This window comes from Corynebacterium sp. MSK039 (assembly GCF_030232315.1).
GTDB lineage: Bacteria > Actinomycetota > Actinomycetes > Mycobacteriales > Mycobacteriaceae > Corynebacterium.
Genome location: NZ_JASPJL010000020.1, coordinates 1 through 15,667 on the forward strand (window position 1 = coordinate 1; position 15,667 = coordinate 15,667).

The 15,667-nt window shown below is 62.9% G+C and carries 14 protein-coding genes and 1 pseudogene; 7 read left to right on the top strand and 8 right to left on the bottom strand.

Features of this window, described 5'->3' with window-relative positions:
* Positions 1 to 77: 77 nt before the first annotated feature.
* Positions 78 to 1,001 (bottom strand): annotated as a pseudogene (locus QP997_RS09280) (transposase); the annotation flags it as partial.
* A 152-nt stretch (positions 1,002 to 1,153) separates the two neighbouring features.
* Here QP997_RS09280 and QP997_RS09285 point away from each other — a divergent pair.
* The 3 genes from QP997_RS09285 to QP997_RS09295 all read left to right on the top strand — a co-directional run bounded on the left by QP997_RS09285 (position 1,154) and on the right by QP997_RS09295 (position 4,138).
* Positions 1,154 to 2,014 carry a siderophore-interacting protein gene (locus QP997_RS09285; RefSeq protein WP_284758589.1) on the top strand — a complete coding sequence of 287 codons (861 nt, stop codon included), beginning with the start codon at positions 1,154 to 1,156 and terminating at the stop codon, positions 2,012 to 2,014.
* A gap of 770 nt (positions 2,015 to 2,784) precedes the next feature.
* Entirely contained in the window at positions 2,785 to 3,429 is a 645-nt protein-coding gene (locus tag QP997_RS09290) for an LppP/LprE family lipoprotein (RefSeq protein WP_284846956.1), read from the top strand.
* Between the two features lie 73 nt (positions 3,430 to 3,502).
* Positions 3,503 to 4,138, top strand: coding sequence for an LppP/LprE family lipoprotein (locus QP997_RS09295; protein WP_284846957.1), 636 nt, complete (start codon positions 3,503 to 3,505; stop codon positions 4,136 to 4,138).
* On the opposite strand, the gene QP997_RS09300 is transcribed toward QP997_RS09295, so the two are convergent.
* Both QP997_RS09300 and QP997_RS09305 read right to left on the bottom strand, forming a co-directional pair.
* The gene (locus QP997_RS09300) at positions 4,135 to 4,782 is read right to left on the bottom strand and encodes an FMN reductase (protein WP_070758431.1); all 648 of its coding nucleotides are present in this window, start codon (positions 4,780 to 4,782) and stop codon (positions 4,135 to 4,137) included. The two genes, QP997_RS09295 and QP997_RS09300, sit on opposite strands and share 4 nt — an antisense overlap.
* 99 nt (positions 4,783 to 4,881) lie before the next feature.
* Positions 4,882 to 6,000, bottom strand: coding sequence for a CE1758 family FMN-dependent luciferase-like monooxygenase (locus QP997_RS09305; protein ID WP_070758432.1), 1,119 nt, complete (start codon positions 5,998 to 6,000; stop codon positions 4,882 to 4,884).
* A 76-nt stretch (positions 6,001 to 6,076) separates the two neighbouring features.
* Here QP997_RS09305 and QP997_RS09310 point away from each other — a divergent pair, with 76 nt between their 5' ends.
* On the top strand, positions 6,077 to 6,961 hold the full coding sequence (locus tag QP997_RS09310; protein WP_284846958.1) for a class I SAM-dependent methyltransferase: 885 nt from the start codon (positions 6,077 to 6,079) through the stop codon (positions 6,959 to 6,961).
* Between the two features lie 139 nt (positions 6,962 to 7,100).
* On the opposite strand, the gene QP997_RS09315 is transcribed toward QP997_RS09310, so the two are convergent.
* Positions 7,101 to 7,991, bottom strand: coding sequence for an aldo/keto reductase (locus tag QP997_RS09315; RefSeq protein WP_284758596.1), 891 nt, complete (start codon positions 7,989 to 7,991; stop codon positions 7,101 to 7,103).
* 144 nt (positions 7,992 to 8,135) lie between these two features.
* On the opposite strand from QP997_RS09315, the gene QP997_RS09320 reads away from it, so the two are divergent.
* From QP997_RS09320 to QP997_RS09330, 3 genes are all read left to right on the top strand, one after another.
* On the top strand, positions 8,136 to 9,074 hold the full coding sequence (locus QP997_RS09320) for an ABC transporter ATP-binding protein (protein ID WP_284846959.1): 939 nt from the start codon (positions 8,136 to 8,138) through the stop codon (positions 9,072 to 9,074).
* Positions 9,071 to 10,255, top strand: a complete 1,185-nt coding sequence (locus QP997_RS09325) for an ABC transporter permease (protein WP_284846960.1) — start codon at positions 9,071 to 9,073, stop codon at positions 10,253 to 10,255. Before QP997_RS09320 ends, QP997_RS09325 begins: the two co-directional genes overlap by 4 nt.
* A 159-nt stretch (positions 10,256 to 10,414) precedes the next feature.
* Entirely contained in the window at positions 10,415 to 11,338 is a 924-nt protein-coding gene (locus tag QP997_RS09330; RefSeq protein WP_284846961.1) for a siderophore-interacting protein, read from the top strand.
* 57 nt (positions 11,339 to 11,395) lie between these two features.
* On the opposite strand, the gene QP997_RS09335 is transcribed toward QP997_RS09330, so the two are convergent.
* The 4 genes from QP997_RS09335 to QP997_RS09350 all read right to left on the bottom strand — a co-directional run bounded on the left by QP997_RS09335 (position 11,396) and on the right by QP997_RS09350 (position 15,318).
* The gene (locus QP997_RS09335; RefSeq protein ID WP_284846962.1) at positions 11,396 to 12,205 is read right to left on the bottom strand and encodes an ABC transporter ATP-binding protein; all 810 of its coding nucleotides are present in this window, start codon (positions 12,203 to 12,205) and stop codon (positions 11,396 to 11,398) included.
* Entirely contained in the window at positions 12,202 to 13,245 is a 1,044-nt protein-coding gene (locus QP997_RS09340) for a FecCD family ABC transporter permease (protein WP_284846963.1), read from the bottom strand. The genes QP997_RS09335 and QP997_RS09340 overlap by 4 nt, the downstream gene beginning before the upstream one ends.
* Before the next feature lie 5 nt (positions 13,246 to 13,250).
* Positions 13,251 to 14,228 carry a FecCD family ABC transporter permease gene (locus tag QP997_RS09345; RefSeq protein WP_284846964.1) on the bottom strand — a complete coding sequence of 326 codons (978 nt, stop codon included), beginning with the start codon at positions 14,226 to 14,228 and terminating at the stop codon, positions 13,251 to 13,253.
* Positions 14,229 to 14,364: 136 nt separating this feature from the next.
* A complete protein-coding gene (locus QP997_RS09350) occupies positions 14,365 to 15,318 on the bottom strand; it encodes an iron-siderophore ABC transporter substrate-binding protein (protein ID WP_070491589.1) in 954 nt (317 codons plus the stop codon).
* Positions 15,319 to 15,667 lie beyond the last annotated feature (349 nt).

A 15,667-nucleotide genomic window follows, 5' to 3' on the forward strand; every position in this document is an offset into this window, starting at 1 on the left:
TGGCTCACAATGAACATCCTCTCCTACGGACACAACATCCGTACAAGTTGGGTGTCCACTAAACGAGGGTAACCTCAGCCAGGGAATTCCCTGCGCAACCGGCCAGCCACCTGCTCAGGGGAAAACTCCATCCGCAACCACTGCCACACCTGCTGTTTCAACCGAGGATTCGCCGCAATCTTCGACACCTTCGGCCGAAACCTCCGAAGCGTTGACTTCCGGTGCGCCTCATACGGCCGATAAATGCCATCATCACCACTATTGCGACTAATCTCGCGCGAAATCGTCCCCGGATCACGCCCAAGCTCACGCGCAATCGCCCGAACCGATAAATTCCGATTCACCCGATCCGCGATGCGCTCCCGCTCCACCAACGACAAGTACCGCCGGTCAATCACCTTCTCCACCGCAGCCTGCGGCAGCACCTCCACCGGAACACTGACCCGGCCATCAACATACGCAAGAACCTGCATAAGCCGTTTATAGCGATAAACTGCCTGGCCATCGGGCACAAACGGCACACGCCGACCACGTGTTTTAATCACCCCCTTATCAACATCAAGCGCACCACGTAACCCCATCCCACACGCAGCTGCAGCAGAACGACGATCCAACCCACAGGCCCGAAGCTCCAAATACTCCACTCGCCGCGCCGTAGCCACAGCCCGCCGACCCTCAGGAGCAGGACGGGGCCGCGCACCAATCGATATCCCCACCCGGTATACCGACGAAGGATTCACACCCAACCGCCGCACAATATCCATTGGCGCGACATTCTGGGCAAACAACGCAACAATCTCGTCAACCACCTGTGACGACAACGTCTTATTCCGCAGTGGTAACCCATCACAATGCGCAATCCGATACGCCGTAGCTAACGACCATCCCAGATCCAACCCAGCCGCACGCACCGACAAACCATCACCCACCACCAACTGGTGAAACCGAGTGATCTCCTCAACCGGTGGATCCCACCGTGACACCGTCATCACCAACACCAACCCTTCAGATCAGTGTTGCAACGACCACTAGAACTTAAGCCACTGGTCATCACGAGCCCCACCAACCCACCACCGTTAATTGTGTTAGCCTTACCTAAGAAAAGATGCGGGCACCCCCACAGCACCCCAGTGTTTGAAGGACAGTGATGATCATGGCTGACCAGGCTCGAAGCGCAGCACCGAAGCGCAAACCCCGTAAGGCCAACGAAGCAACCGTGACTGACCGCCGCCAGCTCTCTCCGGATCTCGTTCGTTTGAGCTTGAACTCTCCTGCATTTGTGGGCAAGGAGCTGGCGTTTACCGACCACTACATCAAGCTGCTCTTCGCCCCAGAGGGCGCTGATTACTCGTGGCCATTCGATATCGAGAAGGTTCGTGAGGAGCAGCCCAGGGATAAGCAGCCAGTCACCCGCACCTACACCCTGATTAATCTGGACCCAGAAACCGGGGATTTCGACGTCGATTTTGTCACCCACGGCGATTCCGGACTGGCTGCGCCCTGGGCGCGCGCGGCCGAAATTGGGGCGAAGATCGGCTTCTTCGGCCCGGGTGGAGCGTGGGGCCCCGGCGAAGAATATGAGCACTTTATCTTCGTCGGCGATGAGTCCGCTGCACCAGCCATCGGCGCGGGTCTGAAGCACCTCCCCGAGGGCGCCACGGCGACCGCCTTCATCGAGATCGAGGCAGAGGACCGGAAGTTTGAACTCCCCACCCGCGAGGGCGTGGACGTCAACTGGGTTATCCGCGATGGGGCAACCCACGGCACGGAGCTTTCTCGCGTGGTGCGCTCGGCCGGTGTGCCAACGGGTAAGAAGACCAGCTGGTTTATCCACGGTGTCGCCGAGATGATTAAGGAAATGCGCCGCTTCCTCTTCGTCGACTCGGAGATCCCCCGCGCCGACGTTTCGATTTCTGGTTACTGGCGGATCGGCATGACCGAGGACCAGTGGCAGTCCTCGAAGCGCGAATTCAATGCTGAGATTGAGCAAGAGGAAGCACAAGCCAGAGCCTAACGCTTGCTCGCAAACCTAGCGCTCGCTGGCCTGCCACGCATGGTCAGTATCCTCCGGAACGAACAGGCGCACCTGGCTGGTCAGCCCCTCAGCACGTGCGGTTTCCAGAACGGTTGCCGCCTGGTCCGCCGTGCCTATTGACCCCGCTCAGGTTGCAGAAAACACGACACCACACCCGCCACCGATCAGGCTTTTGCGGAGAGAGTCCGGGCGCCCCTTCTCAGGTATGTCACGGCAATGCCGATCGCAACGACGCCGATGAGCGCTCCCACCGGGAGCAGGATCACCGGCAGGGGATTGATCACCACTCCGTCCCCTTGCGAGGGCCTGTACTCGTAGTAGAGCGCTGAGCCCCATGCGACGAGAAGACACGCGGCCCCGACCCCGTTTAGCGCGTTGAGGACCAGAACCCCCGAGCTCCACAGAGCCAGAAACAGGAGAAAGGCGGCGAGAACAGTCGCAGCCCAAACCAGGGGCCAGGACACTGACTCGCCAAGAGTAAATGCGACCGCAGAGCACAGGCCGACGAGAGCCTGCAAAACAATTGTCGCCAGCAGGTAGGCGCGGCGAGAACCCGATTCCACTGGGGCAGTAGCCGGAGCGGGCACAGGTTTCACTGAACGAGTCATGAGGCGACTTTCTGACGCATTGAGTCCTCTAGCGAGGACTGACAGTAGCTCTATTCTCGTTGCTATTCGACAAAAAATACACCCTTCTAAACGTATAAACGTTTGCTGACAAAGCATTTTTAGGGGCGTAGCCTCAGGGGCATGAGGTACCAAAAAGTTGCACTATCCATCGCCCTCTCCTGCACCTTGGCGGGAACGCTGAGCGCGTGCAGCGATGATGGCACCGCCACCGAATCTACCGATGCCAGCTCGCCGGCAACCGTCACCCAGACGATGAAGGAGTCGAACCCCTCGGAGGCGAAGGACCAGCCGAAGCCTGAGCCGACGAGGAAGCCCCCGGCACAGGAGAGCGAGCCGGGCAAGAAGCCGGATAAGCAGTGCGGAGACCTCCCCGCCGAGGAGGCGCTCCGACAAAACGTGGGCAAGCTCGCCTCCCCAAAGGGCACTGACTGGACGTGGAACACGTCGTACACCGGCACGGATCTCTACGACCCTTGTGCTGACCTTTCGCCCATCGTGCTGACCATCGACGGCGCAACCGGATCCAGCCCGTACCACATCATGCTCTTCCACAAGGGCGAGTACCTGGGCACCGCTACCGCCGAGCCGCAGGGCTTCTCCCCCGACATCCAGCGGGTCGATGGGAAGACCCTCGCGGTGACCTACTTCTACACCAAGCCCGGCGAAGCTAACGCTGAACGTTCGGGCGAAGCCCACGCCACCTTCACCTGGGATCCGGCGCAGGAGAAGGTCGTCATGAACGGCGAACTGCCGCCGAAGCCTTAGTCCTGGCCTGCCAAGGCTGCCCCCTCTCTCCCCCAGGTCGGCTTCCTACCTGGGGCGAAGTAATCTCATAGCCATGAGGCTCCACAATGTTGCGCTACCACTGGCTCTCTCCTGCGTCCTCGTGGGAGGACTGACCGCGTGCAGCAGTGACGGCAGCGATGCCGCCGACTCCAGTTCGCCTGTCACCATCACCCAGACGGTGAAGAAGACGCGGCCCGCGGAAAGCAAGGACCGGGCCAAGCCGAAGCCAACGAGAAAGGCCCAGGAGAGCGAGCCACGCCCAAAGACCCGGACCAAGCGGTGCGGTGACCTTTCCGCCGAGGAGGCGCTGGCACAGAATGTGGGCAAGCTTCCGACCCCTGATCACATCAGCCGGGATTGGAACACCGAGTTCGCCGGCACGGGTCTCTACGACCCTTGTGCTGATCTTTCGCCCATTGTCCTCACGATTGATTTGGCAACCGCCTCCAGCCCGTACCACATCATGCTCTTCCACCGGGGCGAGTACCTGGGCACCGCCACCGCCGAGCCGCAGGGCTTCTCCCCCGACGTCAAACAGGTCGACGACCAGACGATCGCGGTGACCTACTTCTACACCAAGCCCGGCGAGGCCAACGCTATGCGCTCCGGCGAAGCCCACGCGACCTTCACCTGGGACCCGGCACAGGAGAAGGTCATCATGGACGGCAATCTTCCCCCGAGAGGCTAGTTGCCGTCGTGCCCAGAGAGCAGATTCAGAAAATCCGGCACGTCCGCAGCAACGTCGTTGCCGGAGCTGCGCTTGACCTGCGAAGAAGGCCCCAGCCCCTCGACGGCGCCGGAGACCCGCGCGATCTCGTCGGCGAGCTGGCTGGCGGCGCGCTCGATGCGCCGGTCCAGCCCTTCCTCGCCGCCGAAATCATCCGTGGCCGCGAAGACCGCGGTGCTCATCACATCCGCGCGTAGGTAGCTCAGCAGCGGGCGCATCGCGTATTCCAGCATCAGGGAGTGCCGGGGTGTCCCGGCGGTGGCGGCGATGATCACGGGCATGCCGGTGATCGCGTTCGGATCCAGGGCGTCCATGAACATCTTGAACAGACCCGAGTAGCTGGCGGCAAAGACCGGGCTCGCGGCGACCATCGCGTCGGCCGCGGTGATCTTATCCTGAGCCGCCTTGAGCTTCTCCGAGGCGATCCCGGTGGTCATCATCGTGGCCAGATCGGCGGCGTATTCGCGGATGTCGATGTACTCCACGGCCACGGACTCTCCGCGGCGGCCAACCTGGGATTCCACCGCACCGGCGATGCGTTCGGCGAGCTTGCGGGTCGTCGACGGGCTGCCCAAACCTCCGTTGAGAACGATGAGGGAGTTCATGAACTCTTCTGCTCCATCCTTTCCTTGCACTTCCAGCGGTGAACTACCAGGAGCGATACTAGGCCTGCACGCCCCTAAGCAGCTACTGCACCTACCCAGCTACTGAACCTGGGCCGGCTGCACCTGCCGGTGCGGAGAGTCCGGCCCCTCCGCCACCAGCGTGGCGTGGGTCGGCGGGTCGGAGGGTACGTGCGCCGGGCGGCGGCGCTCGAACTCCTCCCGCAGGACCGGCACGATCTCCCTACCGAGGATCTCAATCTGCTCGAGCACCATCTCCTGCGGCAAGCCGGCGTGGTCGATCAGGAAGAGCTGGCGCTGGTAGTCGCCTACGGCGTCAGCGTAACCCAGGTAACGCTCGATGATCTGCTCCGGGGTGCCGACCGTCAGCGGGGTGATGCGCTCGAATTCCTCCAGCGACGGGCCGTGCCCATAGACCGGGGCGTTGTCGAAGAACGGCCGGAAGGTGGCCTTGGCCTCCTTTTCGGTATCGGCAGCGAAGATCTGCCCACCCAGCCCGACGATCGCCTGGTCGGCCGCGCCGTGCCCGTAGTGCTCGAAGCGCTGGCGGTACAGGCGCACCAGCTGCTGGGTGTGCTCGATGTTCCAGAAGATGTGGTTATGGAAGAACCCGTCCCCGTAGTACGCGGCCTGCTCGGCGACCTCCGGGGAGCGAATGGAACCGTGCCACACGAAGGGCGGGACGTCGTCCAAAGGACGTGGGGTGGACGTGAACTGTTGCAGTGGGGTGCGGAATTCGCCCTTCCACGTCAGGTCCTCTTCGCGCCACAGGCGACGCAGCAGGTGGTAATTCTCTACGGAAAGGGGAATCGACTTGCGGATGTCCTTGCCGAACCACGGATAGACGGGGCCGGTGTTGCCGCGGCCGAGCATGAGGTCCACACGTCCCTCCGCGAGGTGCTGGACGTAGGCGTAATCCTCCGCGATCCGCACCGGGTCGGTGGTGGTGATCAGCGTGGTCGCGGTGGAGAGCTGGAGGGTCTCGGTCTGCGCGGCGAGGTTGGCCATCAGCACGGGTGGGTTCGCGGGCGCGACGAACGGTGGATTGTGGTGCTGCCCCGTGGCGAAGACGTCGAGCCCCTCGGCCTCTGCCTTCTTCGCGATCTCGACGGTGTTCTTGATGCGCTCGTGCTCGCTGGGCACGTCCCCCGTGACAGGGTTGGGGGTGACATCGCCGATGGTGAAGATTCCGAATTGCATACCCTTAACCTTAACCCAAACGTACGTGACATATCACCTAAGTGCGGTGGGAAGTCCGCTCACCTAGCATGAAGCCATGAATCCCGAAGCCCAGAATCCAACCCCTCCAGCACAAACCGTGCCGCACCCACACGCCTTCCCCGCGCCGCTCGACGTCCCCGAGTTCCTCCTCCCCCACCTGAGCGCGAACACGCGCCTGCTCGACGCGGGCTGCGGCCAGGGCTCCCTCACAACGAACCTCGCCGAGCACATCGCCGACCTCGGCGGCGCACCCGCACAGGTCACCGGGGTCGACCAATCCGCCGAGGCGATCGCGGAGGCCACGAAGTTTGCTACGGACAAGCAGCTGGACATTCCGTTCCAGCAGGCAGATATTCACCAGCTCCCCTTCGCGGACGCTACCTTCGACGTCGTCTTCTGCCACCAGGTCCTGCACCACCTCGCAGACCCGCAGGTCGTGCTCCAGGAATTCCGGCGCGTCACGAAGCCCGGCGGCATCATCGCCGTCCGGGACGCCGACTTCGGCGCGATGACGTGGTTCCCGCCCAACCCGGGGCTATCCCGTTGGCGCGCGACCTTCTCCGTCGGGCTGGCAACCCACGACGGCAACCCCGCGATGGGTCGCCAGCTGCCGCATACCCTCTACTCCGCTGGGCTCACTGACCTCAGCGTGTCCGGCAGCCTGACCGTCTACGCCAGCGAGGCCGAGCGCGAAGCGTTGGCCGAGAAGTGGACGCGGCGCAGCATGTCACCCCGCTACGCCCGCACCACTGCCGCCGCACTGGGTGAGGACTTCCCCGATACCGCGGTGACGGATGACGGCGAACTCGTGCCCGACCAGCTCGGCACGGTCACCCTCGAGGCGCTGACCCAGATCGCCGAGGGCTGGTCCCAATGGGCTGGCACCGGTGGCGCGGCGTTCTTCATCCCGAATACCGAGGTCATCGCGCGCGTGCCCTAGAGCTCGCACCGGGTTAGCGCCCCTGAAACTTCGGCGCCCGGCGCTGAGGTGTGCCCCGCCGAGAAAAATATTGCGCGCCCACGCCCCACCCATAAGCTCACGCCCACCGGCTGGGCGGTTTCGGCCGATCGCGGGAGAACTACTGCTTCTGCAGCGAGGTTCCCTCGTAGAAGGTGTGTGGATTCGGGCCGCGGCGGCCTGCCTCGCCCTCCTCGATCGCGGTGATGCGCTGCATCTGGTCCTCAGTGAGCTGGAAGCCGAACACGTCCGCGTTGCTGCGGATGCGCTCCGGCTTGGAGCTACGCGGGATCACCACATCGCCGCGCTGGATGTGCCAGCGGATGATGACCTGCGCGACGGTCACCCCGTGGGCGTCCGCGATGGCCTGGAAGGCCGGGTTATCCAGGTTCTGCCCCTGCTTCAGCGGGGACCAGGACTCGGTCAGGATGCCGCGCTTGGCGTTCTCAGCACGCAGCTCATCCTGGTTGAAACCGGGGTGAACCTCGATCTGGTTCACAGCCGGGGTATCGCCGCTGGCCTCGATCATCTTGCCCAGGACCTCTGGGTAGCTATTGCACACGCCGACGCTGGCGGTCTTGCCCTGATCCCGCAGGGTCACCATGTCCCGGTAGGCCGTGGCAAACATTCCGATCTTCTCGACCGGCCAGTGAATCAGGTAAAGATCCACATAATCCAGGCCGAGGCGCTCCAGGGAGGCATCCAGGGCACCGGCGACACGGTCGTGGCTATCGTTCCACAGCTTCGTGGTGACGAAGAGCTGCTCGCGGGTCACCTCGCCGGCATCGATGGCGTCCTGGATGGCGCGACCGACCTCTTCCTCGTTGCCGTAGACAGCGGCGGTGTCGATGTGGCGGTAACCCGCGGTGATCGCGGCCCGCACGGCGTTGTAGCAGGTCTCGCCGGACAGCTGGAAGGTACCAAAACCGAGCTGCGGGATCTGCCGACCATCGTTCATGGTCAGCAGCGGGATGACGGAATTATTGTCCAGATTCTGAGTAATAGTTGGCATGCCCCCTGTCTACCTTTTTCCGTCACACCCCGCTGTGGCCCAGTCCGATCGGTAAAATCCTTAGCGCACAGAAACGTCGCAGACATTCGCGCGTCTCTGCCCTCAGAAAACACCAACCGCGACCGACTTCAAGCAAAGGAACGGATGACAGGAACTGCCCTCCACGTCGAGAAATTAAATAAATTCTACGGCGACCACCACGTACTGAAGGACATGAGCTTTTCCGTCCAACCGGGCGAGATCTACGGCTTCGTTGGCTCCAACGGTGCGGGAAAGTCCACGACGATGCGCATCGCATTGGGAGTCCTAGCTGCTGACTCGGGCGAGGTCCGCCTTGGCAGCACCCCAATGAACGACGACTTGCGCCGCCGGATCGGCTACATGCCCGAGGAACGCGGGCTCTACAACAAGGAAAAAATCGCAGACCAGCTGAGCTTCTTCGGCCGCCTGCACGGCATGGATAAGTCCGCTGCAGCCACCGCCGCGCAGGACCTGCTGGAGCGCCTGGACCTTGGGAAACGCACCCAGGACAAGCTGGAGGAGCTCTCCCTGGGCAACCAGCAGCGCGTCCAACTGGCGGCCTCCCTCATCCACGACCCGGACGTCCTCATCCTGGACGAGCCCTTCTCGGGGCTGGATCCGGTCGCGGTGCAGGTCATGTCCGACATGCTCGTCGAGCGCGCCCAGCGCGGCGTGCCCGTACTCTTCAGCTCCCACCAGCTGGACCTAGTCCAGCGGCTCTGCGACCGCGTAGGCATCATCACCGCCGGCCAGATGCAGGCCGAGGGTGGCGTCCAGGAACTGCGTGAGCGCGGCCCGGTCATCTTCGAGATCGGCACCCCGGCGCGCGACTGGTACCCCGATTTCGCTACCTTCGTCGGCGAGGACGACGGCACCGTCCTGCTGCAGGTCGACCGCCAGGACCGTGACCAGGAGCTGTTGCGTGACGCGCTCGCGGCCGGTCCGGTGCACCACTTCCAGCGCCGCATCCCCGACCTGACCGACCTGTTCCAGGAGGTCATCCAGGGGGCGAAGCAGCAGGCCGCGGAAGAAAGCACGAACCGCGCGGGAGGTACCGCATGAGTTACACCAGTTCAAACACGATCCGTACCGTCGCCGCCCGCGAGATCGCCGTCGCGGTGCGGAACAAGGGAATCATCTTCTCCCTGATCATCACGCTCATCCTCGCGATCGGAGGTATCGGAGTAGCCAGCTACTTCAACAACCGGGAGGACGACGCCCCGACGCTCGCGGTGGTGGGAATTTCCGCCGAAGAGTTCCGGCAGGTCCAGGACGCCCTGGGCGAGAATGTCGAGAAGCTCTCCGTCGCCGACGCCACCGGCCGCGATGCCGCGGAAGCCGCGGTAAAGGAAGACATCGACGCAGCCCTGATCAAGACCGACGAGGGCTATGAGCTGCTCAGCGACGGGCAGCCCAAGAGCAGCGTCCAGGCCACCGTCGCGGCCGTGACGGGCACGCTGACCCAGAATGAGGCCCTGGACAAACTCGGCATCAACCCGCAGGAATTCGGCGAGGCGATGGGTGCTGCGGACGTGACAACCACGGATATCAGCGAGGATCCTGTCGAAGAGCAGATGGGCGCCATCGTCACCGTCATGCTGGGGATGATGCTGATGACCTTCTTCATCATGCTCTTCGCCGGAAATATCGGCGGGCGCATCACCGAGGAGAAGTCCTCCCGCGTCGTGGAGATCATCCTGGCGAGCGTGCGGCCGCTGGACTTCCTCGCGGGCAAGCTCATCGGAAACACGATCGTGGGCCTGGTAGCCACAGCTGTGATCGTCCTCGCCAGCGTGGCGGCACTGTCGATCTCCGGGCTGGCCGATGGCTTCGAGTTCGACATGTCGGTGCTGCCGATGATCCTGGTCTCCTTCATCCTGGGCATGCTCTTCTTCGGCAGTCTCTACGCCGCCGCGGGGTCGATGGTTAGCCGCACCGAAGACCTACAGTCCACGCAGATGCCGATCCTGCTGTTCGTCTTCGGCATGATCTACGCCCCCGCGTTCGGCTTCAACGCGCTCGACAGCACCATCATGCAGGTGCTCGGCTGGCTTCCGCCGTTCAGCCTGGCCGTCGCCCCGCTGCAGTATGTAGCCGGGCACATGAGCCTGGCTGCGGTGCTCGCGGCCTATGGGCTCTGCGTAATCGTGGTCATCGCTGTGCTGGCACTGGTGGCGCGAATCTACCGCAATGCGATCCTGCATAACGGCAAGAAAATGAGCTGGATCGGCGCACTGAAATAGCCCTTCAGCTACCTCTGGTTTCAGCCACTCGCAGAACAGCCCCCGCTCGGTTCCCTAAGAACCAGGCGGGGGTTGTGTGCGCTCCAGCCCCGGCGCACGATCCTCCCCCTGACCATCCGACCCCGCGCAATCAACACTAAGGGTAGGCTTACCAGCATTATGTCGAAGAGCCAGAACACCATGGATCCCCTCGCGATCAGCGCTACCCGACCCGCTTCATACGTTGATCACCAGCTGCTCGATCCCCCAAGCGAGCGCGGTCATCGCATCATCCGCGCTGAGGTCTGCAGCATCAGTGCTCCGGCAAAGAATTTGCGTCGGATCGCCGTCCAGTCACCCGAACTAATGGGTTGCCAACTCTCTGGCCCTGATGAGTTCTTTGGCCTCCTCATGCCCCCGACCCCCGGCGCGCAGCTGCACCTTCCAGATCACGATGGTGGCATTAACATCCGCGCCAGCGTGGCGGCTATGCCGGAGGGGCGGCGCCCGAGTCTGCGTTGGTATACGGTCCGAACACTTGATTCCGAACGCGGAATCCTCACTTTCGATGTGGTTACGCACGGCATAAACAGCGCTGATGACGAGCACATCGGCCCCGGGCTTTCTTGGGCGTTGAACGCCCACGTCGGCGATGACGTCGCTCTGTGGACATGCCAGGGTCTGTGGCATCGTCAGCAGACTTCCCAGACCTTGATTGCCGACCCCTCTGCAGCGCCTTCCCTCCGCGCCATCCTGGAGTACACGCAGACCTTCGCGCCCGAACAGCTACCCGAGATGCACGTGATAGTGCTTGCCGAAAGCCAGCACGACCTGGAACCGCTGCTACGTGAACACTGGGAGGACAAGGTAGGCAGCTTAAAAGTTATTCTCTGCCCCACCACAGAGTTCAGCGGCGCCACCCTGTCGCACCTTCGCCAACTCGACGAAGCCGCCCACCCCGCCACCCGCGCGTCATATGTCTGGGTCGCGGGCGAAGGAGCTCTCTGCAAAGAGGTACGGCGCCACGTCATTGACTCGTGGGGGCTTAAGAGCGACTCCGTGCAATGGTGCCCGTACTGGTTCATCGGCAGGGCTCGCCCTTAGCTCGGGTCAGATGACGCCAACCCCGAGCATCTAGCTACCGCCCTCTGCGGTGTGGCGCTAGGAGGCCTGGGTGGGGTTGTCGACGACTCCTCGTGGCACGATGATCGGCGCTGTGCCACGGGGGTCCTCCCACACCTCAGCGCGCAGGCCATAAGCCTCGTGGAGCACATCCTCCGTTAGCGCTTCCCGCGGTGCGCCCTGCGCGATCTTTTTCCCGCCCTTCATCACGATCATGGTGTCGCTGAAGGCACCAGCCAGGCTGAGGTCATGCAGCACCGTCACGACTGTCTTGCCCTCCCGAGCGAGCTCGCGCACGATCCCCAGGATCTCCATCGCATGCGCTGGGTCTAGGTAAGTTGTCGGCTCATCCAGCAACACGACCGGCGTATCCTGCGCCAGCACCATCGCCATCCAGACGCGCTGCCTCTGGCCACCAGAGAGCGCCGCCACATCACGAGCGGCAAGGTGGTCAGTCGCTGTTTTCTCCAACGCCTCCCGCACCTTCTTCCGGTCCTCGGAGGGCGATTCGCTCCCACCCCACAGCGCGCGCCGGTAGGGGTGCCTCCCACGCTCCACCAGCTCCCCTACCGTCAGCCCCGGCGGGCAGATCGGATGTTGCGGCAAGAGCGCGATGAGACGAGCTGCCTCGCGGGCGCCCAAGCTGTGGACGTCCTTATCCCCGACGAGCACCCGCCCCTGGCTAGGAACGAGAAGCCTGGACAGGGCTTTGAGCAGGGTGGACTTACCACAGCCATTGGGGCCAAGCAGCGTCGTGACCTGCCCCGGCTGCGCTTCAAAAGAGACATCCTTAACGATGCTCCGGTCCTCGCTGTAGCCGGCCGTCACGTGCTCGACTCGCATACTCATTGGATCATTCCTTTCACAGTTCCGCGACGCGCGGCCGACCACACCAGCCAAATCAGCGCAGGTCCGCCGATAATCGCGGTCACCAACCCCACAGGAGCAGTAAAGGGCAACGCACCTGCCACCACCGCGCACACGGCCATGAGCGCGGATCCCGCAACAGCCGAACACAACGGATGAGGCGTAGGGGTACCGGCCACCAACTTGGCCAACTGAGGAGCCAGCAACGCGATAAAACCGATGGGCCCAACAAAGGAAACCACGACCGCAACGATGCCCGTCGCTGCGATAAGCAAGATCGAGCGCACCCGGGTGACATTCACGCCAAGGGTGGAAGCGGTGGCGTCGTCATGAGCAAAAAGTGGAAGATCGACCGTGACGACGAGGCCCAAGACCACGAAAGGCAGCATGCCCAACACCATGGGCAACAACGCTTCGGTGCGTACGAAGCCGGTGGAACCAGCGAGCCACGTTTGGGCATCTGCAGCGCGGGTCAGCTCCGCTTTGAGCAAAAGATACTGCACCAAGGCCTGCGTCAGAAAAGAAAGCGCCAGGCCAATGAGCACCACGCGCTGTGAGGTGCCAAAGCCACCGAGCAGCATAAGCAACGCGACAATCACCAGGGAACCGATGAGGGCGAGACCCGCACGCCACCAAAACGTCGGGATACCCTCGCTCCATGCCGGTCGGGCAAGCACTGTGCCCGCAACGACAAGCACTGCTGCGCCCCCGGAAACGCCGAGGATATCGGGGCTGGCTAGCGGATTGCGGGCCATGGCTTGAGTCCATGATCCGGCGAGCCCCAGGGCCGCGCCAACCACGACGGTGGCGATGGCCACGGGAAGGCGCAGATCCCACACAACGTTGATCGCCTGGCGCGTACCGCCACCGGTGAGAACATCAAGCACCTCAGCCGGGCTGAGCTTCACAGCCCCCTGCCCAAGAATGAGGAAATAACCGAGCACCGTGGCGGCGGCGAAGCCTAATGTCGCCAGGAAGATACGCCTGGTGCGAACGCGCTTGACTGCGTGCAATGCCGTCATCCCGCTCACACTGCCACCTCCGCGTCTTTCGAGCCCGAAATGCCTCGCCGACGACGAACCGCCGCGACCATGATGGGCGCACAGCCGATAGCCAGAACAATCGACATCTCGAGTTCATTCGGCTGCAGCACGAAACGACCAACAATGTCTGCCAACAACGTGGCAGCGCCGCCAACCACCGCGGTGGGGAGCAGCAAGCGCGTAAGCCCAGGGCCGGTGACAGGCCGCAGCAAATGCGGTACGGCAAAGCCCACAAAAGTAACAAGCCCCACGGTGGCGGTCGCCGAACCGGCAAGAATAACCACCGCAGCGGCGGCGAGCAGACGTGCTCGGGCGGGCGAGCCACCCAGGGAACGAGCCGCATCCTCACCCATGGCCAGAAGGTCCAGTGGCCGTGCCGCTAACGCCGCGCACAATGCCCCGAGGGCTAGGCCGACAGCAGCCATCAGAACGTCATCCATACCGCGCCCTGCGGTAGAGCCGACGGTCCAGCGGCGCAGCCCCTCCAGGGTGTCGGAGGAATAGAGGCTCAGCATATTCGTGGCTGCTTGCAGGGTGAAGGTGACGCCGACGCCTACTAGCACCAGCGTCAATGGGTCGCGGGAGACCCGGGAGATAAGCAGGACGACCAGCGCGGCAATGGCCGCACCGATAAGCCCTGCCACTGCCCGGTGCCCGACCGTCGTCGCCCACCCCACGGTGAGTGAGACGGCGACCGCGAATCCCGCGCCGGCGTTGACACCGATGATGCCGGGGTCCGCCAAGGGGTTGCGTGTCCAGCTCTGCGCGATCGCTCCCGCCATGGCGAGGGCTGCGCCCGCGAACACAGCCAAGAGAGTGCGGGGCACGCGCAGGTCCCAAACAATCCCTGCCTGCTCTGCGCCAGCGGTGGAATGTGGCGCGTGGTGCGGTCCGTGCAGGAGGATGCTGGTCACCTCCCCCATCGACAGGCTGCGGGCCCCTAGGTACAAGGAGGCGATCATCAAAAGCACCAGAAAAGCCAGTGCGCCAAGCGTAACCGCGACAACGGACAGGGGACGCCTAGCCCCCGCACCGCCACGTAGGCGTTGTGCGGGAGAGGCGAGCGGTGAGAGCGCTTTGATCACAGAACTTCTGCAGCTAGACCGCGTCGGAGAACTTCTCGACGGCCCACGGGATGGTCAGGGGGTTGGGCATGCTCATCGCGTTACCGACGTTGTCCTCCATCCAGTACACCTTGCCCTCGCGAACCACCTCGAGCTTGCTGAAGGTTGGATCCTTCTTCAGAGTTTCTGCTGCCCCCTGGTAATCGAGCACAAAGAGGTAATCCACGTTGTTGAGCTCGTTGTAGTTCTCGGGAGCGATGTCGCGGTAGAACTCACCGCCATTGCCCTCAAGCTCCTTCGGAATGTCGAAGCCCAAGTTCTCGATGAACTGCCCTCGACCATCGCCGGAGGTGTACAGGCCAATCTTGCCCTCGTAGGGCATGACGATAGCTGCGCGCTTGCCCTTGAGCTCGGGGTGCTGCTTTCGGAAGTCCTCGAAAGCCTTCTGCGTCTCCTCGACGAGCTTGTCCCCTTCCTCCTTCTTATCCACAGCCCTCGCGATCTGGGCTACCTGGTCTCGCCACGGGATCTGCCAGTCCGTTGTCCCCTCTGGCTTGACGGTGGTTGGGGCAATGTCGTTGAGAGCCTTCTTCGCCTGCTCATCCACGGCGCTGTTCACAGCGATGATCTTGTCGGGATCGGCAGCCGAAATCTTTTCCAGAACTTCAGCAGTGAAGCCGTTACCGGTGCCGTAGACAGTTTCTGGCTTCTCGTCCCCAAGCTTGTCGGTTGCCCATGGGCCAACGCCCGAGGCATCCACATCGCCCTCCGCACCCCACGGCGCTACCAGGACAGGCTGGATTCCGAGAGCGAGCAGTGTATCGGCGTCCCCGAGCCCAACTGCCGCGATCCGCTCATTGCCTGCCCCTTCCCCTCCTGAGGCCTGCTCCTCCCCTCGCGCGCAACCGGTGAGAACGAGGGCGGATACAGCCAGAGCTGCTGTGGTCTTGATAGCCGCGCGGCGGCTCAGAGTCTTCTTCAGGAACATGTCGGGCCTTAAAGTGTGAGAGTTTTGAGTGCTTCGACTGCAGCGGGACATCGCGGTGCAAGCGACCCAAAATATCCGGAAAGAATACTCCGGCAGGTCACGGGCACAGCATGACGCGCAACAATTTCAAAATAATACCAAGGGTAGCCTAACCATACAAACCCTCGGCTTACTCGCTGGTAGCGATGCCCAAAACTAGGACCCACCCCAAGTACCACCAACAAACCCCACCGTGTTCCACACACAGCACAACCCCCGCGCGGTTCCTCAGATGAACTGCTCCCCATTAGTTGGACTGAGAAATCAGTTACCGACTAGTGGGGAGCAGTTTCCATTGAGAGCACGAAGT